Genomic DNA, 24,538 nt, shown 5'->3' with positions numbered 1-24,538 from the left:
TCTGTCACCTTCTCCTCCTCCCTCCGGGTGGCTGATTTCGGTTCATGAAGGTCCGCTTGAGCGCTCCTCCTCCCAAGCTCGCGGATATTGGCCGGCTTGCCGGTCAGCGGGCGATGCTTCGGCATCGCCTTTGTTTCGAAAGGCCGCTTGTTCGTGACGGACAGGCGGCCTTTTCGTTTTTAATCATTTTGCCTCAAGGCCGGTCGAGGTGAATGGTTACCCAGCCATTGCGCCAGATCGTGCGAACATGGCGAAGGTGTTGGCCGTTGTAGGCTGAGAGAACTTTCCAGCGCTGCGTGGCGAGAATACCCGACAGGATCACCGATCCGCCGGGCGCAAGATGGCTTGCAAGCTGCGGCGCCATCCGGATCAGCGGACGCGCCAGAATATTAGCGATGATCAGGTCGAAGGGGCCATGCTCGGCAAAGGCTGGCGAGTGAAATCCGGGGGCGGTGACCGTTGTGATCCCACTGGCAATGCCGTTTCGACGGATATTTCCGGCTGCGACACGCGTTGCTATCGGATCGATGTCGGTGGCGAGCACCGGCACGGGCCTGAGCTTGCGGGCTGCGATGGCGAGAACGCCGCTGCCTGTGCCAAGATCCAGCGCATTGCGCACCTTGCGGGCGCGCATGACGGTCTCGATGACCTCCAGGCAGCCTGCCGTCGTTCCATGATGCCCCGTGCCGAAGGCCTGACCGGCATCGATCTCGATCGCGATGTCATGGGGGCGAACCCTGTCCCGATCATGCGAGCCGTGGACCAGGAAGCGGCCCGCACGCACCGGCGATAAACCCTCCAGCGATTTGGCGATCCAATCGACATCCGGAATGACTTCGCGATGGATCGATAGATCCGGGATATGCGGCGAAAGGGCCTCGTCCAGCTTTTCCCGCATGGCCTCTTCTTCGTCGAAGTCGATATAGAGGGATGCCTCCCAGATATCGTTCTTCTCGTCCATTTCCATCGTCGCGATGGCGTAGCCGTCATCCTCGAAAGCAGCAGTCATCAACTGCATGATGAATTCCGATTGCTTTTCGGTCGTGGTAACGAAAAGACGCAGGTCGCTCATGTCTTTGTCCTCGTGCCAGTCCCGAAAGTGGCGGCTTGCTGTCGGGACGACGCTCTAGCATGCCTGCCAAGTCACGGTAAAGACGCGTGTTCCGTCATGATTTGATCAGGTTCTCGAGCTTCTTGACGGCAGTATCAGGATTTTCGCCATAGGCGATCGTTCCGGTAAATTTCCCTTCGGAATCCAGAAGAAAGACCGACGCGGTATGATCCATCGTATAGTCCCCGTCCGGCTGCTTTTCGTCCAGCGGCACCTTCCTGGCATAGACCCGGAAGCCCTTGACCATGTCCATGACCTTATCCGGCGGGCCGGAAATGCCGGTGATGCGCTTGGAAACGTTGGAAACATATTGACCGAGAATTTCGGGCGTATCGCGTTCGGGATCGACGCTGATGAAATAGGCCTGCAATTTCGTCTGGTCCGGATCGACCTTTTCGAGCCAGCCGTTCAGTTCGAAAAGCGTCGTTGGGCAGACCTCGGGGCAATGGGTGAAGCCGAAGAACAGCGCCGTCGGCTTGCCCGTGAAGGCCTTTTCGGTGATCGGCTGGCCGGTCTGCGAGACAAGTTCGAAGGGAACGCCGAAGGGACCGGCTGCAATCTCGCCCTTGGACATCGTCATCTGAAAGGTCAACCAGCCCAATACGGCAGCGACGACCGCCACCGCTGCCCAGAGAATGATGCGAAATGTTTTCATGACGGGTCAATCCGGTTGCTGTTGCGGACCAGATAGCCTTTCAAGCATCACGATGCAAAACATTCACGCATACAGCGTCAAAATGCGGCACCCTCAAAGGCACCAGGCAAGGCCGTTTGCGGCAAGGGTCAGAAACATGTCAGGCCCCTGCAGGATCCAGCCGAAAATTCCGGCCACAGCCGTGATAAGGAGCAGGCCGGAAAAGGCGGCGACAGCCAGCATCTTTGCCAATTTTTTCGGATTTTCCTGCATGAAACGACAATACCGTCTCCGCCGCTTCAGGGAAAGCCCCCGCCGTCGGCAGTTGCCGCCAGTCCTGCGACTAAATTCATCAGGCGTTTTAGCAAATGGTTAATTTATCTTTGCGATGGTTTGGTGGCGTGGGAAATTTTTCCCAGACTGACATGACGTCACCGGTATCCCGGACCGGACGAATGCATCGGGTCCGAAAGCAAACTGGAAGGAATTCTGATCATGTCAAATGCAATCAAACAATCCGGCGCCTATCTGGAAATCGTTTCGTTTCATCTCGGCGACCAGGAATACTGCATCGACATCATGGCAATCCGCGAAATCCGTGGCTGGGCGCCGGTGACGCCGATGCCGCATACGCCGCCCTATGTTCTGGGTCTTATCAACCTGCGCGGCGCCGTCATCCCGGTCATCGACATGGCCTGCCGCCTCGGCATGAAGATGACCGAGCCTTCCGAGCGTTCGGCCATCATCGTCACGGATATCGCCGGAAAGCTTGTCGGTCTTCTGGTCGAGCAGGTCTCGGATATGATGACGATCAAGAGCGAGGCTTTGCAGCCGGCCCCGGAAATCATCCCGGAAGCGCAACGCGCCTTCTGCCGCGGCATCGTCGCCCTCGAAAAGACCATGGTCTGCTTCCTCAACCTCGATACGGTCATCGCCGACGAACTGGCGCAGGCCGCCTGATATCGGCAGGCGACAGAGAGATCCACACCGTGCCGGCAACGGCGCGGTGTTCGTGTTTTCGGCTTCAGGTGTGCGTTTTGTCATCCGTTCTTGCTGCTGACGTCCGGGGCGCTATGATGGCGCGCGAGGGGCGTTGCAAACCGCGCCCTCCGTTTGATGATTGGAGATGCCGATGAAATGCCTTCTGCTTGTCGATATTCAGAACGGGTTCTGTTCCGGCGGCAATCTGGCGGTCCCGGCGGGCGAAGACATCGTGCCGGTCGTCAACAGGCTGATCGCCGAAGGCAAATACGATCTGGTCGTCGCTTCGCAGGACTGGCATCCGGCCGATCATGGGAGCTTCGCCTCCCAGCATCCGGGACGGCAGCCGTTCGAAACGGGGATGCTCGGCGGCAAGCCGCAAATGCTCTGGCCAGACCACTGCGTGCAGGGAACGCATGATGCGGCGTTTCATCCCGGGCTTAGTCTTGCCGGTATCGACCATGTGCAGCGCAAGGGGGAAAACCCGGAGGTCGACAGTTATTCCGCCTTCCGGGACAATGACCAGACAGCCTTGACCGGACTGTCGGACTATCTCGTGCGGGCAGGGGTCGACAGGCTCGACATTTGTGGTCTGGCAACGGATTATTGCGTTAAGGCGACGGCGCTCGATGCACGGGACATGATGCCCACCGTCGCTGTGCGCTTCGTCGCCGACGCCAGCCGCGGCATCGATCCGTCAGGCGTGGCAGCGGCAATCGCGGAAATGTCCGCCGCCGGGGTGACGATCACCAATTCAGACACCGTGCTGGCCGAAGCTCGAGCCGAATGACTATTTCGGTAGGCCGTTGGTCCAGGTGACGGGCTGGTTGAAAAGCGGGATCGTCGAGATCGACATCTTGGCAGAACCTTCCGTTACCTGGCGGGAGTGGGCGAGGTAGATCAGCGTATTGTTCTTCTTGTCATAAATCCGGTTGACGACCAGAGACTTCCAGATCAACGAGAGGCCCTCGCGAAACACCTCTTCGCCCTCCTGGCCAAGATCGATATCGCCGATGGTCACCGGCCCCGTCTGGCGGCAGGCGATCGAGTTGTTCGATGGGTCCTCGAACCAGTTGCCGTTTTTCAGCCGATCGATGACGCTACGGTCGAAATAGGTGACATGGCATGTAACGCCGGTTACCTTCGGATCGGTCACCGCGTCGATCGTAATATCGTTGCCCAGCCAATCCACGCCGACCTCGCCAACGGTTTCCGCTTTTGCGGGCATGGCGGCAAAGCTCGCGGCGAAAACCGCGCAGGCGCTGAGAAGGCAGGTAAGTCGGGGCATCGGCATCTCCGAGGGTGTTTCATACCACATAGGAGGGGCTTCGGTTTATACAAGATGCGGATCTTTCCCGATCCTCAGCCCGCACGCGATATCGGGCGATTCGGAAGAACGGTGCCGGCTGCCGCCCGCATTTGTGCCGCCGCCCCGGCAAGCGCACGCGCACTGCCAGTCACAGGCGCCTGGAAACTGCTGGCAATGCTGACCCGGTCGCGCCCAAGCGCCTTTGCCTCGTACAGTGCGGCATCCGCCTGCAACATGATTTCCGCGGGCGTGTTCGTCGGATCCGCCATGGCGACACCGATGCTGACCGTCAACGCTATGTCTAAATGCGTGTCTGTCCGGGCGGGCATTGTCCTGACGATCGAGCAAATTTCACCGGCGACCTTCGTTGCGTCGAGCCGGTTGATGCCCGCAATGACGATCCCGAATTCCTCACCGCCGAGGCGGCCCAAAGTTCCCCGTCCGGCCAGGCCCGAGCGCACGACGCGGGCAAAATGCGCAAGTGCAACGTCTCCTCCGGCATGTCCATAGGCGTCGTTGATCTGCTTGAACCGGTCGAGATCGAGAAGCATGAAGGCGGTTTGCCGGCCGGCTGCGGCGTTGGCCGCAATGATTCGTTCGAATTCCGCCATGAAGGCGCGCCTGGACAGCGCTCCTGTAAGATCATCATGGGCCACCAAGTGCCGCAAGCCGGTAATGATGCGGCCATGGAGCATCAGGACGACGCAGAGGAAAAATAACGGCATCGCCAACAGCCGCAGCGTGAGAAGGGATGTCTCCCACAGACGCGGTTCCACGGCTCCCAGGATGCCGAGATGCCCGTCGATCCAAAAGATCCGCATGATATTCAGGGCCGTCGTGGCAAAGGCGGCGAAGCTGCAAAGCAGAAGATAAGGTGCGATCGCCCTTTCCTTCGCGCAACTGTGCAGGACGGTGAAGCCGGCGAGCATATAGATCGATGCGCCAACGCTGGCGTCGATGATTTCCAGGGCTGCCGTCCGTCCGGCATAGGGCAACAGGCTTGCGAGAAGCAACAGGAGGCCGGACAGAATTGCCAGAAGCAATCGGAGACCGAGAGGCTTCTGCCCGAGGAACTCCTGGAGGCCATTCAATATTATCAGCCCGGCTGCGATGGTCAGTGCCGTGCTGCCCGTTTCGAGGAACGCACCATGCGCAGACCCGTCGGCAATGCGGGCAAGGGCGGCAAGCGCCGATAAGAGACTGGCGAGGCAGAAGCTGGAAATGCCTGCGACACCCGTCTTGCGCAGGGACAGCAGCACTGGAAGCAGGACGACGAAGGACAGGCATGCGATGGCTTCAGGAGAGCTCATGGACGGAATTCCCATCGGACGGTGCTGGATTGTCGGTCCGCGCCTCACGGATCGCGCAAATTGGTAAAACTGCCGGTTTAATTTTCTCGGTGAAAATTCCATCCGATTTTAACGAAATCGCCTGTGAAGGAGACAGTCCATCACCATTTCTCAAGGCCATCCGTAAAGATGATTTTCTATCATAGGTTTAGCTATAGCGAGGGGGTTGGCGCGACGCGAAATTTATTTGAGTATAATACTAAAGTTGTGCCGGACATGCTTTGGCTTGCGATCCCTATCTGTGCGAAACGGCCGGATTTTACAGTGTCCGCGAATCGCTCTCCTTAATATCGCCAAAAATAAAGGGTCTGAGCCAGTAACGAGCGGCATTGAACCCGACATTGGAGCCTGTTTCAGGCAAAGGGCTTCGCTCCCTGGCATTGTCCCACTGATGGCGCCGACTGTTCGCAGTTTTTCTCCGCGATATTGCCGGAGCCGACGTAAAGGAATTGGTTACCATACTTTGTCATTCTTCTGATCAGACGGAATGCACGGCGAGGCGAGAGACCATCCGCCCATCAGGCATGGGACCGGCTTCCTCGGCAATGCGTATCGTTGCCTTGCGATTGGGTAATGCGTTTCGGGTAGCGGGTATCATGGCGTTTGCGGTCGGAAAAATCAGTCACGTCGCCTCGAAGGCAAAAGCGCGGCGTCCTTTTGACAGACGGGGCTTTCTTTCAACGCCCGCCCTTGTCGGCATCGGCGCCGCAGCCGGCGTCTGGGTCACGGTGGCTTTTGCTGTCATCCACAGCATGGGGTCGTCATTGCCACCGGCAAAGGACGCCCGGTTCAGCGCATCGCTTGGGCTGAACGGCATCATGCGCGAGGCGCCAAAGGAGCAACGCCTCGTTCGTCTCCCCAAATTCTCCCGGATCACGGTCATGCCGCGGATCAATCTGGCTGCGCGTGGTTTGCCGCACAAGGCTGCAGTCGCGGTTGCAGCTGCAAGGCCGGCTGCGGAATTCATCGAGAAGACGCAGGTTGCCGCGCTTGCCCAGGCTGCGGCATCACGGAGTGAGGGTGTGATCACCGGCTCGGTGCCGGTCGTTGCCAATGCGCTGGTGGAGGAGGTTTCCCTGGCAGAGCAGGGCGTCGCAAAGCCGTTCGGCCTCGTCATGACCGAGGCTTCAGCGTTGAATGGAACGCTCCCCGATCTCGGACCGCTGCCGCTGACAAAGCCGCGCAGCCTGGCCGGCGTCACGGACATGCCGTCCGAGCGCAAGCCCCTGAAACAGCTCGCCTATGCCAAGCCGGGCATGGTCATGGATGACGAGGATACGGTTCGCCCGGTCGTGCGCGGCCGCAAGGGCGTCGCCTATTACGATATTTCCGCCGGCGTGGTCCATATGCCGAACGGCGAGCGGCTCGAAGCCCATTCCGGCATCGGCAAGATGCGCGACAATCCGGATTTCACCCATGTGAAGATGAAGGGTCCAACGCCACCGGGCACCTACAAGGTGACCATGCGCGAATCTCTGTTCCACGGTGTCGAGGCCGTTCGTCTGACGCCAACCAACGGCGTGGCACCGCTTGGCCGCACGGGCCTGCTTGCCCATAGCTACCTGTTGCGCAAACCCGGCGACAGCCACGGCTGCGTCGCCTTCGCCAACTACCCGAAATTCCTCAAAGCCTTCAAGCGCGGCGAAATCACCCATATGGTCATCGTCGAAAGCATGAAGGGCGGCTTCTCACCGGCGAAGAAGACACTGGCGTCGTTGTTTTCGCGCAAGGGGTGAGTAGGGCCAACGGAACATTCAGCTTTGAGATGAAATTTTGGCAGGCCAAAGCCATCATCCTCACGCTGGAGTTACGCCTCCTAGCCCTGCGAATTGTCGCGGCGAATTTGTTCTCGCCATCATGTTCCGGTCAAGCCTGATGATGACGGAGGGGAGGGATGCGCGGTTTGTATGAGAGACTTAGCTTCCGGGTGTCTTAAAACCTGCTGACCCCAAAAGGTGTCATCCTCGGGCTTGACCCGAGGATCCACGCCCAAGCATCATCACATCATGGCGGGCTATGTCTATATCGTCACCAACCACAAACGAGGAACGCTTTATATCGGCGTAACCGCCGATATAAAGCGGCGCATTTGCGAGCACCGTGAGGGTAAGACAGAAGGCTTTGCTGCCAAATACGGATGCACGCAACTCGTCTGGTATGAGGAACATCTGCAGATCGGTACGGCAATTCAGCGTGAGAAATCGCTGAAGCGCTGGTACCGGCAATGGAAGATTGAATTGATTGAGGCCATGAATCCGGATTGGCGGGATTTATATCATGAACTTTGGTAGGCTTGGGCGTGGATCCTCGGGTCAAGCCCGAGGATGACGGAAGAGAGGGTGCAGGATCTGAATGAGATACTGCTCGCTTCCGCGCGTCTTTCGACTTTGCTGATCCCAAAAGGTTGTCATCCTTTCCCCGTGCCCCGTGCCCCGTGCCCCGTGCCCATGGATACGCTTTCACAGCTGGCAGCGTATCCATGGGCGCGGCGAGGGAATTGTAGAATGGGGATTGGACGCGGCGATGGTGGAGCCCAACGTGCGCGCAGCATATCAAAGCACCTCGTCGAGGTACGTTATACAGGGCTGAGTGCATTTTCCGATATGTTGCCGTAAACTTAAGGTAATTATGGGAGGAGTCCGGCATGAATATCGAAGACGCATTTTGGGCGCAAATTGATCCGCTCTACCATCTGAAGCAGGCAAGTTGCATTCGGTATACAAGGGACATCGATCAGCATTATTGCTTGGACGAGCAGCCGAGCAAGGATACCGACTTCGGCGCCGAATTGGTCGACGGTATGGATGAAATGAGAGCATCAGCGCTCATGTTTATACGTTTTCATGCCATCGAAACGCTGCTCACCGTGCTTTTGGGCGCTCATCCGCACGGCCCAGTTCCTCGGTTTGCTAAGAAATTTTTTGGCACGAAGCTCAATGATGCCGTGCAGTCCGTAGCTCTTAAGCAGATACCCACCGCGCTCGGGATTAGTGATGTTATACCAACCGTCAGTGAGCATGACTCTGAAGGGGATTCCCAGCAGCCAACGAATCTGAATCTGTGATGCAAACTGGAGGTTTGTGATGGGTTCAGCGATTTCTTTGCGATCGGACTTCGACGGAGCCAGGTTGCGGCTTCTGGCTCGGCAGACACGCGATGCCGATCAGGCACGGCGGCTTCTGGCACTTGCATCGATCTATGATGGCGGCTCACGCGCCGATGCCGCCCGGCTTGGCAGTGTGACGGTTCAGATCGTGCGCGACTGGGTGGTGCGCTTCAATGAACGCGGTCCCGCCGGCCTTATCAACGGCAAGGCCCCGGGCAAACCTTCTCTCCTGAACGATGAACAGCGAACGGCTTTGGCGCAAGCCATAGAGCGCGGACCGACCCCGTATCTGGATGGAGTCGTTCGCTGGCGTCTGTGTGATCTGGCGCAATGGATTTGGGAAGAGTTCCGCATCTCGGTGAGCGAGGAGACCCTGGGCCGCGAAGTGCGTGCCATGGGCTATCGCAAGCTCTCGGCTCGCCCAAGACATCATGCGCAGGATGCCGAGGCGGCCGAGGCATTTAAAAAAACTTCCCCGCCGCTGTGGCAGAAATCGCCGCAGGTCCCGCCAAGGGCAAAGTAATCGAAATCTGGTTCCAGGACGAAGCCCGGATAGGCCAGAAGAACAAGATCACGCGTCGTTGGGCCAAGCGGGGCTCAAGGCCGTCCGCGCCGCACGACCAGCGAACCCGATCGGCCTATATCTTCGGTGCCATCTGTCCCAAGCACGGCAAGGCCGCCGCTCTCGTCATGCCGTGGTGCGACACCCATGCCATGAACCAGCACCTGATCGAGATATCCCGCAACGTCGCCGTTCATGCACACGCCGTCCTCATCATGGATCAGGCCGGATGGCACATGTCCAACAATCTCGTCGTTCCAGAAAACATCACCATCCTGCCACTGCCGCCCAAATCGCCCGAGTTGAACCCGGTCGAAAACATCTGGCAGTTCATGAGGGACAACTGGCTCTCAAACCGAGTCTTCAAATCCTACGAGGATATCGTCGACCACTGCTGCTACGCTTGGAGAACCCTCCAGCAACGACCATGGAAGATCATGTCAATCGGCCGACGCAAATGGGCGCAAGGGTTCTAATCAGTGACGGTTGGTATTACTGATTTTGAAAGATGGATCGCAGCTAAATTCTGGGGCCGTATTGGAAATGAGTATGTGCTAGACAATGAGGTCATCAAGTTCATCTCAGTGCAAGCGGCGTTATTCGGCCAAAAAACAGTCTACAATGCTTTCAAGCATGGGTGCCGCATCGGCCGGTCATGGCCAACAATTAAAGTTCGGGACGAAAAGGCAGACGAATGGCATCCCTTACTGGAAATATCTTCGGGCGTCGGCTGGCTTCATTGGGAGGAAGACAAAAAATCCAAATCTGCGAGTGTCACGTTCGGCGCGATGGCGTGTGATCCAGCGGATGATCACGGAGCCGTCCTAATCATGGCTTTACTGGTTCGCGCGATGAGGACGATCCGGCAGGCGAAGCCGGGGGATAAGATCAACGTTCAACTGCCGAATGCAATAAAGGTCGGGATGCGTCTACCGGCAAACATGAATTTTAGAATGTCCTTGTAGTCACGCTAAGGGTGCTTCCTATTTGTTTCGTTAGCTGACTGTTGCCGAGTGGGAAGCGCTTTGCTTCACGACTCCGGGCGGCAAACGATTCCGTAACACCGATCCGCGCACGCAACTCAAAATGCCGGCTGCCGGTGTGCACCTCCGCCCAAATGCAGACAGTCTGAATTCGGCCTGAAGTCGTTCGATCTTACAATCCAAGACTGTTTCCGCTTTAGCGTAAGCCCTTCACACCCGCTCCACAAACCCGTCCAGCACCCGTTTCTGCCCGGCCCGGTCGAAATTGATCGTCAGCTTGTTGCCCTCGATCCCCGCAATGTTTCCATTCCCGAACTTGATATGAAAAACCCGGTCGCCGATGTCGAATTTCGAGGGTTCGTCGATTTTCGACTTGGCAACGAGTTCGCCGTCAATGGTGCGGGCCTTGGGGCCGGATTCGCCGTAGCCGATGCGGTCGATTGAGACGCCGGAGCGGTTGCCCCAGTTGTCGCGGGTGGCGTCGGTCTTGTTGGCCTGGGCGCGCTTCCAGCCGGGGGAGGTGTAGGTGCTGGCGAAGGGCTCCTGCTTGTCGAAGCGGGACTGGCCGTAGCCGCCGCGGTTGTAGCCGCCGTAGGATTGTTCGGGCTCGGCGACATCGCAGTGCGTGACCGGAAGCTCATCGAGGAAGCGCGAGGGCAGGGTCGATTGCCAGAGGCCGTGAATGCGGCGGTTGGAGACGAACCAGATGTGACAGCGGCGCTTGGCGCGGGTGAGGCCGACATAGGCGAGACGTCGCTCTTCCTCAAGCCCCGAGCGGCCGCCCTCGTCCAGCGCGCGCTGGTGCGGAAACAGGCCTTCCTCCCAGCCGGGCAGGAAGACGGTCTCGAATTCCAGGCCCTTGGCCGAGTGCAGCGTCATGATCGAGACGGCATCGAGGTTTTCGTTGGTCTCGGCGTCCATGACAAGTGCGATATGTTCGAGGAAGCCGCGCATGCTCTCGAACTGCTCCATCGAGCGGATGAGTTCCTTCAGGTTTTCGAGCCGGCCCGGCGCTTCGGCCGACTTGTCATTCTTCCACATGTCCGTATAGCCGGACTCTTCGAGGATGGTTTCGGCAAGCGCGGTATGCGGGGTGGTTTCGAGCAGGCCCTGCCAGCGCTTGAACATGGTGACCACGTCGAACAGCGATTTGCGCGGCTTGGCCTTCATCTCGTCGGTTTCGATGATGTCGGCGGTCGCCTGAAGCATGGGGATGTTGCGGGCGCGGGCATAGTCGTGCAACTGGCGGATAGAGGTGTCGCCAAGGCCGCGCTTGGGCGTATTGACGATTCGCTCGAAGGCGAGATCGTCGGCCGGCTGGCAGACGAGGCGGAAATAGGCGAGCGCGTCGCGAATTTCCATGCGCTCGTAAAAGCGCGGGCCGCCGATGACGCGGTAGTTGAGCCCAAGCGTGACGAACCGGTCTTCGAATTCGCGCATCTGGAAGGAGGCGCGCACCAGAATCGCCATGTCGTTGAGGAGATGCTTGTTCCGCTGGAGCTGTTCGATCTCCTCGCCGACGGCACGGGCCTCTTCTTCCGAATCCCAGGCGGCATGCACCTGCACCTTGTCATCATCGGGATTGCTGCGGTCGGTAAACAGCGTCTTGCCGAGGCGGCCCTCGTTATGGGCGATGAGATGGGCGGCGGCACCGAGGATGTGTTCGGTGGAGCGGTAGTTGCGCTCAAGCTTGATCACCTTGGCACCCGGGAAATCCTTTTCGAAGCGCAGGATGTTATCGACCTCGGCGCCGCGCCAGCCATAGATCGACTGGTCGTCGTCGCCGACGCAGCAGACATTCTGGGGTACGCCCTTCGGCCGCTGGGCGAGCAGCCGCAGCCACATGTACTGGGCCGTATTGGTGTCCTGATACTCGTCCACCAGAATGTAGCGAAAGCGCTCGTGATACTCCCTCAGCACATCCGGATGGGCACGGAACATGCGGATCGGGTGCAGCAGCAGATCGCCGAAATCGCAGGCGTTCAGCGTCATCAGCCGGGCCTGATAGGCGGCGTAGAGTTCGCGGCCTTTTCCATTGGCAAAGGCGCGGGCGTCGCCTTCGGGTATATCGGCAGGGCCAAAACCCTTGTTCTTCCAGCCGTCGATCATCTGGGCGAACTGTTTTGCCGGCCAGCGCTTGTCGTCGATGCCCTCGGCCTGGATGATCTGCTTGATCAGACGAACCACATCGTCCGTATCGAGGATGGTGAATGAGGATTTCAGGCCGACGAGTTCGGCATGGCGGCGCAGGAGCTTGACGCCGATCGAGTGAAAGGTACCCATCCACGGCATGCCCTCGACGGCATTGCCGACGAGCACGCCGATGCGTTCCTTCATTTCGCGCGCGGCCTTGTTGGTGAAGGTGACGGCAAGGATCTGGCTGGGAAAGGCGCGGCCGGTCGAGAGGATATGGGCGATGCGGGTCGTCAGGACACGGGTCTTGCCGGTGCCGGCGCCTGCCAGTACCAGAACCGGCCCGTCGAGGGCTTCCACCGCTTCGCGCTGTTCCGGATTGAGACCGCCCAGATAGTCGGGCACCCGATGCTGGTCGCGCGCCGCCATGGCGCGGGCGGCGATGCCGCCGCCTGAGCCTCCAGCCGGCGCGGAAGGCACCGCCTGCGGGGTCGTGCCGCGGGCTGGCCGCGGGGCCGGTTCCTCGTCGAAGAAGGGGATATCATCAAAACCATTGCTCATGCGGCTCAATGTAGTGATTCGGAGCCGAAAGGCCAGAATTCTGTTCCTCTTTTATTCTGCTTGTCCAGCGTCTTCAGGCCGAAGATGGGCGTTTTGCCTCTCAGGAGCGCCGGTCGGCGTCAAAAGCGGGATCGACGGGCACCTGCAACCCCGTTGCCAGTTGGTTGGTCCGGGCGGCGAGCGAAATGACACTGAGAAGATCGGCATGCTGGGCGTCCGTCATGCCTTTCGCACGGGCCGCCGCGGTATGGGAATGTGCGCAATAGCCGCAGCCATTGGTGACCGAGACGGCGATATAGAGCATCTCCTTGGTCAGGGGATCGAGCGCCGATGGCGTTGCCATGATCGCCTTGACATCGGCCCATGTCTTTTCGAGCAAGGCCGGATCGAAGGCGAGGTAATGCCACATATTGTTGATGAAATCCGCTTTGCGGGTGCTTCGGATATCGTCGAAAACGGCCTTGACGCGCGGGTCGGCCTCGCGGTCGTGAGGCGGGTGGATCGTGCTCATGGCATCTCCTTGGGAAGGGCCGGCGGACGCGCCGCCGGCAACAGGGTTCAAACCAGTGCGAGAACGCGGGAGGGGCCACCCGTGCCGCCGCGGATTTTTGGCGCACCGACGATCAGCGTCGCGCCCTTGGCCGGGAGCTGGTCGAGATTGGCAGCCGCTTCCAGGCCCCAGTGGCCGGTGGCAAGCCAGGCATAATGCGTGGCGAAATCGGGCGAAATTCCGTAGTCGAGCGAAAGCGTATCGACGGCGATCCCGACGGCGCTCGAATTCTCGGCGAGATACTGAACGGCTTCGACATGGAAGCCGGGGAAATGCATTTTGCCGTCGCCGTCGGCATTGCGGAACTTGTCGGTGCCGAGATGCTTGCCCCAGCCGGAATTCAAGGCGACGCAGGCCTTTTCCGGCAAATCGCCGTTCGCTGCGATCCAGGCCTTGATGTCGTCGGGGTTCAACTGCGCGTCCGGGCTCGCGGCAGCTTTTTCGCGGATATCGATAACGGCGAGCGGTACGACCAGATCGGTAACCGGGATTTCCGCGACCGACTTTCCATCTTCGGAAAAGTGCAGCGGTGCGTCGATATGCGTTCCGGTATGCTCGTTCACCCGCAGTTCGAAGAGGTTGAACTTGTGTTCCTTGTAGTTGAACTTTTGCTCGCGGAAAAACTGCTGTTGCCCGAAGAAGGTCGGGAACTCCTCGAAAAGCTCATGGGTCAGGTCGGTGACGCCCTTCGGCGCCTGGGCAAGTGCCGGGCTCAGTGCGCCGGAATTTGCAGCTGTAACCGTGGCAGCGCCAACGGCCGCCGCACGGAAGAAGCTCCTGCGCGAGAGCATGCGGCTTTTCACGGAGTCTATGATGCAGGCGTCACACATGGGTTCCCCTATCGATATATCGGTTGATGAAAAGATACTGAACTCTGCCCGTTCGCACGGCCTGTTGGAAATTACCATAAGCATGGCGGAGGTCCAGTCGCGGCCATGCTCCGCGGGCCGGGTGAACGGGAAGATTTCTCCATTGTTTCTGACATTCCGGTCATGAAAGGGGCGCTCAATCTTACAATTCCGTAATGATCGGATTCATTCATTGCCGCTTCATTTCCAAAAGAGATAGTTGTCCTATGTGCCAGGGTAAGACGAGCCAGTTGTCCCTCTATCCTCAACAGGCTTCGACCAATCGGAGAGAATGCGAATGCGGCTTTGGAAGCAGCTGTTGATCTGTATCATCATCGGCCTCATCGCGGCCGGGGTCTGGATACGGTTCATGCCGAATGCAGGCGTAGCGCTTGCGAAGGTGGGCGTGCCGCAGGCGGTGATCGCGCTCCTTGCGCCATCGGCAGATGACCGGCAGGAGGGCGCAGGGCAGGTTCAGGGACAGGCGCAGGGTCGCGGTCAAGGCGGGCGGGGCGGAAATCAGACTCCTCTCGTGGTCACGCAACCTGTCGATACGGCGCTTGTGAACGACCGGCTGAGCGCTATCGGAAATGGCGAAGCTATCGTCTCGGTTGCAGTCACCCCGCAGGCGACCGGAAACCTGACGGAGATTGTCGTAAAATCGGGCGACCGTATCGAAAAGGGACAGGTTATCGCCCGTCTCGACAGCGATGAGCAGAGCATTGCCGCAGCCCAGGCGAAGGTCGCGCTCGACAGCGCCGGTGAGAAAGTCGAGCGCAACCGCAAACTCGGCAATGCCGTGTCCGTTGCCGTGCTGCGCGATGCGGAATTTGCCATGCAGGCGGCCGAACTTGCTCTGCAGACGGCGCAACTCGATTTGAAGCGACGCGATATTCTGGCACCGTCGGGCGGCATTGTCGGTATCATCACGGTCAACCCGGGCGATTATGTCACAACCTCGACGCCGGTCGCGGTCGTCGACGACCGTTCACAGATTCTTGTGGACTTCTGGGTACCGGAACGGTTCTCAACGAAGATCTCCGTCGGCCAGCCGGTGACCGCGTCGCCGATCGCGTTGCCTGGCTCTGAATTCACCGGCGCCATCCATGCGATCGACAACCGTGTCGATCAGGCAAGCCGTACCCTGCGGGTCCGGGCAAGAATCGACAATCCGGACGATACGCTGCGGGCGGGCATGTCCTTTTCCGTATCCGTGCGTTTTCCGGGCGACGCGTATCCGACTGTCAACCCGCTGGCAATCCAGTGGAGCGCCGATGGCTCCTATGTCTGGCGTGTCAAGGACAACAAGACGGAGCGCGTGCCGGTAACGATCATCCAGCGGAATTCCGACAAGGTGCTCGTCGAGGCGAAGCTCGCAAAGGGCGATACGGTCGTGATGGAAGGCGTGCAGCGCCTGCGCGACGGCGGCACGGTACGCTCGGCTGGTGACGACGACCCGCAACGTGCGCCTAAGCCGGCCGGTGCCGAGGAACAGAAGATTTCCGCAGCCGAGGCGGCGAAGTGAGCGGCGGCGGCGAGCATTCGCCCGGACGCACGGCCGGTTTTACGGCGCTTTTCATCCGCCGGCCTATTCTGGCGCTGGTGGTGAACACGCTGATCATCGTTGCTGGGCTTGCGGCCCTCAACGGCATCGAAGTGCGCGAACTGCCGCAGGTCGACCAGCCCGTCGTTTCGGTCAACACGCGGTTCGAGGGGGCCTCTCCTGAAACGGTGGACCGGGAACTGACATCGGTCATCGAAGGCGCCGTGTCGCGCGTTCAGGGGATCAAGGATATCTCCTCGACCTCGCAGTATGCGCAAAGCCGCGTGACACTGCAATTTTCCGACACCACCGACATCGGCCAGGCCTCCAACGACATCCGCGACGCGCTCGGCCGGGTGGCGAACCAGTTGCCCGACGATGCGGACGAGCCGCAGATCGTCAAGGCGGATGCCGACAGCCAGCCGATCGTGCGGCTGGCGCTGACCTCCGACACCTTATCGATGGAAGACCTGACGCTGCTTGCCGAAAACGAGGTCACGGATCGGCTTGCGGCAGTCGAGGGCGTCGCGGATGTGCAGATCAACGGCGACCAGGAGAAGATTTTCCGCATCGACGTCAATCAGTCAAAGCTCGCGTCTCGCGGGTTGACCATCGCCACCCTGCGCACGGCGCTGGCGACGGCGTCTCTCGATGTTCCCGCCGGGTCGCTGACCAGCGTCAATCAGGATATCTCCGTGCGGGCGACCGCCGGGCTGCAGACACCGGAAGAGTTCGAGAATCTGCTTCTGAGCGACAATATCCGGTTGGGCGATGTCGCCACCGTCACGCTCGGGCCGGATATCGGCACGTCGTCCCTGCGCTCCAACGGCCGGCAGGGCATAGGCCTTGGTGTTATCCGGCAGGCGCAGTCCAACACGCTTGACATTTCGGAGGGTGTGAAAGACGCAGTGAAAACCATCGGCGAGATCCTGCCCAAGGGTACGCAGCTGACGATCACCAGCGACGACGCTGTTTTCATCGAGGGCGCAATCCATGAGGTCGAGATCGCCCTCGGCGCCTCAGTGATTATCGTCACGCTCGTCATCTATCTCTTCCTGCTCGACTGGCGTGCGACGCTGATCCCGACGCTGACCATGCCGATCGCCCTGATCGGTACCTGCGCCGCAATCTATCTCGCCGGTTTCTCGATCAACATCCTGACGCTGCTGGCGATCGTGCTTGCAACCGGGCTTGTCGTCGATGACGCCATTGTCGTGCTGGAAAACATCGTGCGCCGCAGAAGCGAGGGGATGGGGCCGCGCGCTGCTGCGGTACTCGGAACGCTTGAAGTGTTCTTTGCCGTCATCGCAACGACCGCGACCCTCGCTGCAGTCTTCGTTCCGCTGTCCTTCCTGCCCGGACAGACCGGCGGGCTGTTCCGTGAATTCGGCTTCGTTCTCGCCTTCGCCATTCTGCTTTCTTCTTTTATTTCTTTGACGCTTTGCCCGATGCTGGCGTCGCGCATGCTGAAGGCGCATGACGAAACGCGTGCGCATACCGGCGTGATGGCGCGGATCGGCGATTATGCCTCCGGCTTCTACCGGCGCACGCTGCGCGCCTGTCTCAATGCGCCGCTCATTGTTTTCATTGTCGCGATTATGGTAACGGCCGCCGGGGCGGGAACCTTTACTCTGCTGAAATCGGAGCTGACGCCGACGGAGGATCGCTCGCGCATCCTGTTGCGCATGCAGGCGCCGCAAGGTGTTTCGCTGGAGTACACGCAGGCTCAGATGCGCAGGGTGGAAGATGGTTTGAAGCCGATGCTCGACAATGGCGAGATCGCCAATGTCTTCTCGATTTCGGGGCAGGGTGGTTCCGTCAACACCGGCTTCATGGTGCTGACGCTGGCGCCGTGGAGCGATCGCAACCGCAGTCAGCAGCAGATCTCGGCTGATATCGCCAAGATGACGGCGGCCATTCCATCGATCCGCGCTTTCCCGATCCAGCCGAACAGTCTCGGAATCCGGGGTGCCGGCAACGGTCTCCAGATAGCGCTTGTCGGCAATAACTACGGCGATCTTGGCGAGGCCGCCGCGAAACTCGTGCGGCAGATGGAAGACAGCGGCCGCTTCGAGAATGTTCGCCTGAACTATGAGGAAAATCAGGCGCAGCTTTCCGTGACCATCGACCGCGAAAGAGCATCCGATCTCGGTATCGACATCACCGGCCTGTCGGCGGCTTTGCAGGCCATGCTCGACGGCAACAGCGTCCTCGACGTCTATGTCGAAGGGGAAGCCTATCCAGTGAAGCTGCTATCGACCACGAACCCTGTCAACGATCCGACAGACCTGCAGAACATCTTCCTGAAGACCGGTGATGGCAAGATCGTGCCGATGTCGACCATTGCAAGCGTCAAGGAGCAAGCCGTCGCCCCGCAGCTGTCGCGCGAATCGCAACTGCGGTCGGTGTCGCTGTCCGCAGGCCTTGCGTCCGACCTTGCGCTTGGCGATGCGCTGTCGATGGTGGAAACCATGGCCGAGCCGCTGTTGCCCGCAGGGTCACGCGTCGTGCCCCTTGCCGAAGCCGCTTCCCTAAACGAAAATTCGGGCGGACTGATCGTAACCTTCGGTTTTGCGCTCATCATCATTTTTCTGGTTCTTGCCGCCCAGTTCGAAAGTCTGATCAGTGGGCTGATCATCATGTCGACGGTGCCGCTCGGGCTTGCCTGCGCTGTCTTCGCCATGCTGATGACCGGCAATACGCTCAATATCTATAGCCAGATCGGGCTGGTGCTGCTTGTCGGCATCATGGCCAAGAACGGCATCCTGATCGTGGAATTCGCCAATCAGCTGCGCGATCGTGGCGAGGATCTGCGCTCCGCGATCGAGAACGCCGCCAATATCCGGCTTCGACCGGTTATGATGACGATGATCGCGACCATCGTCGGTGCGGTGCCACTGGTGCTTGCCAGCGGCGCGGGGGCTGAGGCGCGGATTGCGCTCGGCTGGGTGCTTGTCGGCGGGCTGGGACTGGCGACCGTCGTTACGCTCTATCTGACGCCGGTGGCCTATCTGGTAATTGGCCGCTTTACCAAACCGCATGTGGACGAGGAACGGCGCTTGCATACAGAAATGGAGCAGGCTCAGGCCATGCAGCTTGCGCAGGCCGCCGAATAGCGGCGGCTTTGTAATGTCCCGGCACGGTTTCGCTCGGATGTAGCCCGGCGCGGGTTTTAGCGCTGTGTCCCGGCCGGCTCACTCTCCGATAATTCTTTGCCAAATGGTGCTTGTATCGGATGAGGTTCTGGACAAAGTGATTCCGATTTGCACAGTAGCCTGTTGAAAACTTGAGAATTTCTGCTGGAGTGGCGGTGCAAGGGAACATGACATGGCATTGAAGGCGATCAAGCCCGGCCTTCGCAACGAAGCTGGTATGGATGCTGCCATGCAACGGATGCGTGAGCGTTTCGGCGACCGTTTCCAGACGGGTGAAGCGATCCGGGCACAGCATGCCCACACCACCACGTACATTCCCGCACAACTTCCCGACGGGGTCGTGTTTCCGGATAATGCCCGCGAGGTCGAGACGATCGTCGCCATTGCCGCGCAACATCGCGTTCCGTTGATCGCCTTTGGTACCGGGTCCTCGCTCGAGGGACATATCAATGCGCCCTATGGCGGCATCAGCATCGACATGAGCCGCATGGACAAAGTGCTGGAGGTGAATGCCGCCGATTTCGACTGCACCGTGCAGCCGGGCATTACGCGCGAGGCTCTGAATGTCTATCTGCGGGATACCGGTTTGTTTTTTCCGATCGATCCGGGTGCCAACGCCTCGATCGGCGGGATGGCCTCGACGCGTGCGTCCGGCACCAACGCGGTGCGCTACGGCACGATGAAAGACAATGTGCTGGCTGTGACGGCGGTAACTGCCGGGGCCAAGGAAATCCGCACGGCGCACAGGGCGAAAAAATCGTCCGCTGGCTACGACCTGACGCGACTGTTCGTCGGGGCCGAGGGAACGCTGGGGATCATCACGTCCGTCACCCTGCGGCTTCAGGGAATTCCAGAGATGATCGCCGGCGGCGTCTGTTCGTTTCCAACAATCGGTGCCGCCTGCAATGCGGTCATTCTGACGATCCAGTCCGGCATTCCCGTTGCCCGCATCGAACTTCTCGACGCGGTGCAGATGCGCGCCTCCAACGCATATTCGGGTCTGAGCTATCCGGAGAGCCCGGCTCTGTTCGTCGAATTCCACGGCAGTCCCGAAAGCGTTGATCTTCAATCGCGCCAGTTTGCCGAGATCGCCGCGGACTTCGGAAGTTCCGTATTCATATCGACATCCAACACCGAGCAGCGTAACGCACTGTGGAAGGCACGTCACAATGCCTATTGGGCTCAGAAGAGCCTGGCGCCGGCGCTGGCGATCCTGTCGACGGATGTCTGCGTGCCGATCTCGCGGCTTGCCGACTGCGTGGAGGCGACGCAGGTGGACATTCTCGAACATGGATTGATTGCGCCCATCGTCGGCCATGCGGGCGACGGGAACTTTCACGTCGGTCTGTTGTTTGACGACAAAGATGCGGCCGATATTTCGAAGGCGGAGGCATTTGTCGAAAGGCTGAATGCGCGGGCGCTCGCCATGGACGGCACCTGTACGGGCGAGCATGGAATAGGTCAGGGCAAGATGCCGTTTCTCGAAGCCGAGATGGGGGATGCGCTGGATCTGATGCGGCAGGTGAAACGGGCGCTGGATCCGGACAATATCTTCAATCCAGGCAAGATTTTTGCCATGTGAAATGCGCGAACGGGTGTTAAGGAGGGTGGCGGCCGGCAACGGCCCTTGTCTGCCACATGTTACGGAATAGGATTGTCGACGGGTGCTTTCGCGAATTCTGGTTTTCATCGGTGGCCTGCTCGTCGCGGCACTTTTCGCTGCGCTGATTGCGCCGCTCTTTGTGAACTGGACCAATTTCCGAACCGACTTCGAGCGCGAAGCAAGCCGGATCATGGGCAAGCCTGTCGTTGTGCATGGCCGCGTCGATGCCCGCCTGATCCCCTTTCCCTCTGTCACGCTCAACGATGTCAGGGTCGGGCAGGGAGAAGGCGGCGAACCGCTTATCCAGGTGGCGCATTTCTCCATGGATGCGGAACTGGCGCCGTTTCTAAGCGGCGAAGCTCTGATTTTCGATATGCGGCTGGAGCAGCCGAAAGCCCGCATTCGGCTTTTGCCGGATGGTACGCTGGATTGGGCGCGGGGACGGCGGGCGTCGATACCGGCAAAAACGGTCATCCTCGAAAATGTCGAGATCACCGGCGGGCAGATCGATTTCATCGACGAGCAGACGGGTCGCACGCGGCATGTCACCGGTCTCGATGCCGATCTTTCCGCCCGGTCGCTGGCCGGCCCCTGGCGGATCGAGGGCCGTGGCGCGCTGGACGGAGAAGCTGGCAGTTTTGCATTTTCCAGCAACGAACTCGATGACACGGCGGCTGCCATCGGCCTGAAGGCCCGGCTGACCCCGGACAAACGCCCTTTCGGCGTCGAGCTCGACGGCAATCTGAAAATCGTCGATCTCAAGCCGGTCTATCAGGGCAGTTTTACGATGACGGAAAACAGGCGCGCCGAGGCGCAGCCTGTCGAGGACGAGAGCGGCGCATTGCGGGTGACCGGCGACTTCGAGCTGACCAATGAGCGTATCCGCGTTCCGGAATACCGGCTTGAGATCGGTCCGAAGGATGATCCTTATCTGGTCACCGGCGAAGCGACGCTGGACACGGGGAAGGAGCAGGAATTCCTGCTTCTGGCCGATGGCCAGCAGATCGACGTCAGCCGCATCGGAAATGCAGGCGAGGCAGGCAAGACCGGCCGTGATCCTGCAATCTCCGTGCGTCAGAGGCTCAGCGCCATGCTTGCCATCGCCGCCGACATTCCCATCCCGCAAGTGCCGGGGCGGGCGAGCCTCAAACTGCCGGCGATTGTCATCGGCGATACCACCCTGCGCGATGTTAGGCTTGACCTGAGGCCGGACGGCGCGGGATGGATGGTGGACAATGTCGTGGCCCAGTTGCCCGGACGGACACAGTTCGAGGCCAAGGGAAGGCTGCAGCTGACGGGCCAGAGGGCCTTCCGCGGCGAAATGCTGGTCGCATCCAATCAGCCTTCGGGACTGGCCTCCTGGATCGCCGGCTCGGTCGATCCGGCAATCCGCAAGCTGCGGACGGCAGGGTTTTCCGCAACGGTCAATCTGACCGATACGCTGCAGCAGTTCGAACGTCTGGAACTTGCCGCTGGTCCGGCCGAGTTGCGTGGTCGCATTGAACGGCAGGCGCTGAACGGCGTGCCGCCGAGCCTGACGCTGCAACTGAAAGGGAACCGCATCGATCTCGAGGCCCTGCAGGCGCTGGCGGGCCTTGTCGCAGGTGACGCCTCCAGCGAGACGGTGCTATCCCACACGATCGCTGCCGACCTCTCTGCCGAGAATTTTTCGGCGTTCGGCGAGGCGGCGGATGGCGTGCAGATCGTTGCAACATTGAAGAACGGGCAGTTGCAGGCGGAGCGAGTTTTGATCGGTAATCTCGCTGGAACACAGCTTGCGCTGTCGGGCCGGATGAGTGGCACGCTGGAAGCGCCCACCATCTCCGCAAAGATGAAGCTTGCGTCGAAGGACATGACGCCTTTCCTTGAGGTGATCGAGCGGCACGCGCCTGCTCATCCGGCTCTCGCCCGTCTTGTGAAAAGCGGCTCCTACTATTCCGACGCCACGCTGGACGTGACGTTGACGTCTGGCGGCCAGGATGGGAAGGCGCCCTTCACTTTCGGGGTGATCGGTGCCGCCAACGGCACGAAGATCGCTGCGAATTATCAGGCGCCAAGCCTTGCCCAGGCCATCCAGGGTGCCGGGATCATGGTCGAAGCCACGATGGAAAATCCATCGACGCCGATCCTGCTTGGACAGCTCGGCTTCGAGCCGCTGCCATTCGATGCAGACGAGAATGCCATCATGTCGGTCAAGCTTCAGGGCACCGACGATCAGAAGGCCAATGCGGAACTGAGTTTCACCACCGCGCAAACGGCCCTGTCCCTCAACGGCGAGATCGATCTGGCGCGCGATGATTTTCTATCGGGCCAGACGAAGTTGTCCCTGGAAAGTCGTGATTTCGAGCCGCTTCTGCTGTTGCAGGGTATTGGATTGCCGCAGATGGGAACGGGTCTTCCCATCCAGATCAAGGCCGATATCGCAACGACGACGGAGGCGGTCACTCTCTCGGCAATCGACGGCAGGGCGGATAACAATGCTTTTTCAGGAACGGTTGCAATAGACCGCAAGCTGCCGGGCAAGGCGCGCGGGCAGATCGCCATCGACATGGTCGATCTTGCCTTTGTCGGCGAGGGCGTGGTTGGCCCGATTCGGGAGGCGGTGACGGGAGAGCTTGCAAAATCGCCGCTTGTCCGGCCTTCGGTCAGCGGACTTGACGTGACGCTGGATATATCCGCCAAGCATTTCTGGCCCGGTGTTTACGGGCCTGTTTCGGATATGACCGGTACCTTGATCTGGAAGGGCGACCAGATCGAGTTTGCAAAAGCATCCGGCAACTGGCTCGGCGGAAAGCTTACCGGCAATCTCCTTCTGGGTAACGGGGACGGCACCGGCTTTTTTCAAACCCGGTTGGAGCTGAAGGACGCGGATCTTGCGTCGGCGGGTTGGTCGACCGGTGCCACACCCGTGGCGGAAGGCAAGGTCGATCTGATGCTGACTGCGGAAGCATCGGGAAAAACCATCAGCGCGATGGCCGAGTCTGCCAGTGGTTCGGGAACAGCGACCGTGCAGGGCATCGTTATCAACGGTCTCAATACCAGCGCTCTCGCACCGGTCATGGCGGAAATCGATGGCCGTGAAGGTGAAATCGCGCCGGACGCCGTTGCGACGGTTGCGGCAAAGCACTTGCTGGAGGGACAGTCTGCGCTCGGCACGGTGACGGTTCCCTTCACGATTGCCGGTGGTACGCTCAGGGCGCAAAACGTCACCGCGGGAGATGCCGCAGCGTCGTTTTCGGCCAGTGCCGAGATCAGCTTTCCGGACGAGCGTCTGCGGGCCGACGTGACTGTTGGCTTCAAACATGCCGAAGAGGCGCTTTCGGGTGCCGAGCCGCAGGTGACGCTGGATTATGCCGGGCTTCTCGCGATGCCCGGCTTCAGCCTCGACGTTGCTGACCTCGCAAACTACCTGTCTCTCAGGGCTTTCGAGCGCGAACGTCGCCGGGTCGAAACGCTGCAGGCGAACGTGCTCGAAAAGCAGCGACTGCGGCGGGAAGTAGCACTCTACAGGGCTGCAGCAGCCGAGCGCGAGGCGGTGCGTCTGAGGGGAATCGAAGAGGATCGCCGTCGGAAGGCAGCGGCTGACGAGGCTGCACGGCTGAAGGCGCTGGCTGAGGCGAAGGCCGCCGCGCAGAGGAAGGCAGCCGAAGAGGCTGCCGTAGCGGCCGAAAAGGCGCGACGCGAAGAGCAGCAGCGCGTCCTCAGCCTCAAGCCATTCGATGCGACGGGCGGGGATCTGACCACACCGCAGAACGGCGATACCTTGCAGAGGCCCCTTGAAACCTTACCGGGTGACACCACACCGCAACGGGGCCTGGACTTCAATGCCTTGCCCGGCGTAACGCCGCAATAAGGGGCCACCCCTTCCGCTCAGGCCTTCAATCTCGATGAGCCTTTATCCAGTCGAGAACATACACCCTCAAGGCCGACGACAGATTGCTGTCCGGCGGTCGCGCATCGTCGATCTCGACAATCAATTGCGCCAGCGCAATGGCGCGGCTTTGTGAAATTGCCTTCAGCTCCAGCCAGAACGGCTCCTCGAGCGAGAAACTGGTGCGATGGCCATGCAGTGTGGCGGAATGCTTTCGGATCAAACGGCGCACCTTGAGA

20 protein-coding genes are annotated in these 24,538 nt (G+C 60.0%); 11 read left to right on the top strand and 9 right to left on the bottom strand.

Annotation, left to right across the window (positions count from 1 at the left end; genetic code table 11):
• Nucleotides 1-193: 193 nt before the first annotated feature.
• The 3 genes from PY308_RS13685 to PY308_RS13675 all read right to left on the bottom strand — a co-directional run bounded on the left by PY308_RS13685 (nt 194) and on the right by PY308_RS13675 (nt 1,997).
• Complete coding sequence (locus tag PY308_RS13685; RefSeq protein WP_275783466.1) at nt 194-1,072, bottom strand: 50S ribosomal protein L11 methyltransferase; 879 nt, start codon at nt 1,070-1,072, stop codon at nt 194-196.
• 94 nt (nt 1,073-1,166) lie between these two features.
• On the bottom strand, nt 1,167-1,766 hold the full coding sequence (locus PY308_RS13680; RefSeq protein WP_275783462.1) for an SCO family protein: 600 nt from the start codon (nt 1,764-1,766) through the stop codon (nt 1,167-1,169).
• 93 nt (nt 1,767-1,859) lie between these two features.
• Nucleotides 1,860-1,997 carry a hypothetical protein gene (locus tag PY308_RS13675; RefSeq protein ID WP_275783460.1) on the bottom strand — a complete coding sequence of 46 codons (138 nt, stop codon included), beginning with the start codon at nt 1,995-1,997 and terminating at the stop codon, nt 1,860-1,862.
• 243 nt (nt 1,998-2,240) lie between these two features.
• Here PY308_RS13675 and PY308_RS13670 point away from each other — a divergent pair, with 243 nt between their 5' ends.
• Nucleotides 2,241-2,705 carry a chemotaxis protein CheW gene (locus PY308_RS13670; protein WP_275783458.1) on the top strand — a complete coding sequence of 155 codons (465 nt, stop codon included), beginning with the start codon at nt 2,241-2,243 and terminating at the stop codon, nt 2,703-2,705.
• A gap of 172 nt (nt 2,706-2,877) precedes the next feature.
• Complete coding sequence (gene pncA / locus PY308_RS13665) at nt 2,878-3,516, top strand: bifunctional nicotinamidase/pyrazinamidase (RefSeq protein WP_275783455.1); 639 nt, start codon at nt 2,878-2,880, stop codon at nt 3,514-3,516.
• Here pncA and PY308_RS13660 read toward each other — a convergent pair whose 3' ends face one another.
• Together PY308_RS13660 and PY308_RS13655 are read right to left on the bottom strand one after the other, a co-directional pair.
• Nucleotides 3,517-4,014, bottom strand: a complete 498-nt coding sequence (locus PY308_RS13660) for a CreA family protein (RefSeq protein WP_434064155.1) — start codon at nt 4,012-4,014, stop codon at nt 3,517-3,519.
• Between the two features lie 74 nt (nt 4,015-4,088).
• Nucleotides 4,089-5,345 carry a GGDEF domain-containing protein gene (locus PY308_RS13655; protein WP_275783451.1) on the bottom strand — a complete coding sequence of 419 codons (1,257 nt, stop codon included), beginning with the start codon at nt 5,343-5,345 and terminating at the stop codon, nt 4,089-4,091.
• Nucleotides 5,346-5,980: 635 nt separating this feature from the next.
• Here PY308_RS13655 and PY308_RS13650 point away from each other — a divergent pair.
• From PY308_RS13650 to PY308_RS13630, 5 genes are all read left to right on the top strand, one after another.
• Nucleotides 5,981-7,120, top strand: a complete 1,140-nt coding sequence (locus tag PY308_RS13650) for a DUF2778 domain-containing protein (protein WP_275783448.1) — start codon at nt 5,981-5,983, stop codon at nt 7,118-7,120.
• A 270-nt stretch (nt 7,121-7,390) separates the two neighbouring features.
• Nucleotides 7,391-7,675 (top strand): GIY-YIG nuclease family protein, encoded by a 285-nt coding sequence (locus PY308_RS13645; protein ID WP_275783445.1) that lies wholly within the window; start codon nt 7,391-7,393, stop codon nt 7,673-7,675.
• Between the two features lie 353 nt (nt 7,676-8,028).
• Entirely contained in the window at nt 8,029-8,448 is a 420-nt protein-coding gene (locus PY308_RS13640) for a hypothetical protein (RefSeq protein WP_275783443.1), read from the top strand.
• Nucleotides 8,449-8,467: 19 nt separating this feature from the next.
• A protein-coding gene (locus PY308_RS13635) for an IS630 family transposase (protein ID WP_275782665.1) occupies nt 8,468-9,528 on the top strand; the annotation gives its coding sequence in 2 pieces (ribosomal slippage) (nt 8,468-8,960 and nt 8,960-9,528; 1,062 coding nt in all).
• A gap of 3 nt (nt 9,529-9,531) precedes the next feature.
• The gene (locus PY308_RS13630) at nt 9,532-10,017 is read left to right on the top strand and encodes a hypothetical protein (RefSeq protein WP_275783440.1); all 486 of its coding nucleotides are present in this window, start codon (nt 9,532-9,534) and stop codon (nt 10,015-10,017) included.
• A gap of 228 nt (nt 10,018-10,245) precedes the next feature.
• Here the strand turns inward: PY308_RS13630 and PY308_RS13625 are convergent, their stop codons facing one another.
• From PY308_RS13625 to PY308_RS13615, 3 genes are all read right to left on the bottom strand, one after another.
• A complete protein-coding gene (locus PY308_RS13625; protein ID WP_275783439.1) occupies nt 10,246-12,729 on the bottom strand; it encodes an ATP-dependent helicase in 2,484 nt (827 codons plus the stop codon).
• 100 nt (nt 12,730-12,829) lie between these two features.
• Nucleotides 12,830-13,240: a carboxymuconolactone decarboxylase family protein gene (locus PY308_RS13620; protein WP_275783436.1), complete on the bottom strand. Its 411-nt coding sequence runs from the start codon at nt 13,238-13,240 to the stop codon at nt 12,830-12,832.
• Between the two features lie 47 nt (nt 13,241-13,287).
• Nucleotides 13,288-14,109, bottom strand: a complete 822-nt coding sequence (locus tag PY308_RS13615; protein WP_275783433.1) for a cyclase family protein — start codon at nt 14,107-14,109, stop codon at nt 13,288-13,290.
• A gap of 316 nt (nt 14,110-14,425) precedes the next feature.
• Here PY308_RS13615 and PY308_RS13610 point away from each other — a divergent pair, with 316 nt between their 5' ends.
• The 4 genes from PY308_RS13610 to PY308_RS13595 all read left to right on the top strand — a co-directional run bounded on the left by PY308_RS13610 (nt 14,426) and on the right by PY308_RS13595 (nt 24,281).
• On the top strand, nt 14,426-15,652 hold the full coding sequence (locus PY308_RS13610) for an efflux RND transporter periplasmic adaptor subunit (protein ID WP_275783430.1): 1,227 nt from the start codon (nt 14,426-14,428) through the stop codon (nt 15,650-15,652).
• Nucleotides 15,649-18,786, top strand: coding sequence for an efflux RND transporter permease subunit (locus PY308_RS13605; protein WP_275783427.1), 3,138 nt, complete (start codon nt 15,649-15,651; stop codon nt 18,784-18,786). Before PY308_RS13610 ends, PY308_RS13605 begins: the two co-directional genes overlap by 4 nt.
• A gap of 211 nt (nt 18,787-18,997) precedes the next feature.
• Nucleotides 18,998-20,407, top strand: coding sequence for an FAD-binding oxidoreductase (locus PY308_RS13600; RefSeq protein WP_275783425.1), 1,410 nt, complete (start codon nt 18,998-19,000; stop codon nt 20,405-20,407).
• An 82-nt stretch (nt 20,408-20,489) separates the two neighbouring features.
• A complete protein-coding gene (locus PY308_RS13595) occupies nt 20,490-24,281 on the top strand; it encodes an AsmA family protein (RefSeq protein WP_275783423.1) in 3,792 nt (1,263 codons plus the stop codon).
• A gap of 25 nt (nt 24,282-24,306) precedes the next feature.
• Here the strand turns inward: PY308_RS13595 and PY308_RS13590 are convergent, their stop codons facing one another.
• Entirely contained in the window at nt 24,307-24,522 is a 216-nt protein-coding gene (locus tag PY308_RS13590; protein ID WP_275791123.1) for a ribbon-helix-helix domain-containing protein, read from the bottom strand.
• Nucleotides 24,523-24,538: the final 16 nt, after the last annotated feature.

The sequence above is a fragment of the Pararhizobium gei genome, assembly GCF_029223885.1.
GTDB lineage: Bacteria > Pseudomonadota > Alphaproteobacteria > Rhizobiales > Rhizobiaceae > Pararhizobium > Pararhizobium gei.
The sequence above is the reverse complement of the archived record's forward strand: the minus strand, read 5'-3'. Positions and strand labels throughout refer to the sequence as shown.

What these genes read in the sequence shown, in the direction of transcription:
- PY308_RS13685 (WP_275783466.1), bottom strand. Translation starts at nt 1,072, where the DNA reads ATGAGCGACCTGCGTCTTTTCGTTACCACGACCGAAAAGCAATCGGAA.
- PY308_RS13680 (WP_275783462.1), bottom strand. Translation starts at nt 1,766, where the DNA reads ATGAAAACATTTCGCATCATTCTCTGGGCAGCGGTGGCGGTCGTCGCT.
- PY308_RS13670 (WP_275783458.1), top strand. Translation starts at nt 2,241, where the DNA reads ATGTCAAATGCAATCAAACAATCCGGCGCCTATCTGGAAATCGTTTCG.
- pncA (WP_275783455.1), top strand. Translation starts at nt 2,878, where the DNA reads ATGAAATGCCTTCTGCTTGTCGATATTCAGAACGGGTTCTGTTCCGGC.
- PY308_RS13660 (WP_434064155.1), bottom strand. Translation starts at nt 4,014, where the DNA reads ATGCCCCGACTTACCTGCCTTCTCAGCGCCTGCGCGGTTTTCGCCGCG.
- PY308_RS13655 (WP_275783451.1), bottom strand. Translation starts at nt 5,345, where the DNA reads ATGAGCTCTCCTGAAGCCATCGCATGCCTGTCCTTCGTCGTCCTGCTT.
- PY308_RS13650 (WP_275783448.1), top strand. Translation starts at nt 5,981, where the DNA reads ATGGCGTTTGCGGTCGGAAAAATCAGTCACGTCGCCTCGAAGGCAAAA.
- PY308_RS13645 (WP_275783445.1), top strand. Translation starts at nt 7,391, where the DNA reads ATGGCGGGCTATGTCTATATCGTCACCAACCACAAACGAGGAACGCTT.
- PY308_RS13640 (WP_275783443.1), top strand. Translation starts at nt 8,029, where the DNA reads ATGAATATCGAAGACGCATTTTGGGCGCAAATTGATCCGCTCTACCAT.
- PY308_RS13625 (WP_275783439.1), bottom strand. Translation starts at nt 12,729, where the DNA reads ATGAGCAATGGTTTTGATGATATCCCCTTCTTCGACGAGGAACCGGCC.
- PY308_RS13620 (WP_275783436.1), bottom strand. Translation starts at nt 13,240, where the DNA reads ATGAGCACGATCCACCCGCCTCACGACCGCGAGGCCGACCCGCGCGTC.
- PY308_RS13615 (WP_275783433.1), bottom strand. Translation starts at nt 14,109, where the DNA reads ATGTGTGACGCCTGCATCATAGACTCCGTGAAAAGCCGCATGCTCTCG.
- PY308_RS13610 (WP_275783430.1), top strand. Translation starts at nt 14,426, where the DNA reads ATGCGGCTTTGGAAGCAGCTGTTGATCTGTATCATCATCGGCCTCATC.
- PY308_RS13600 (WP_275783425.1), top strand. Translation starts at nt 18,998, where the DNA reads ATGGCATTGAAGGCGATCAAGCCCGGCCTTCGCAACGAAGCTGGTATG.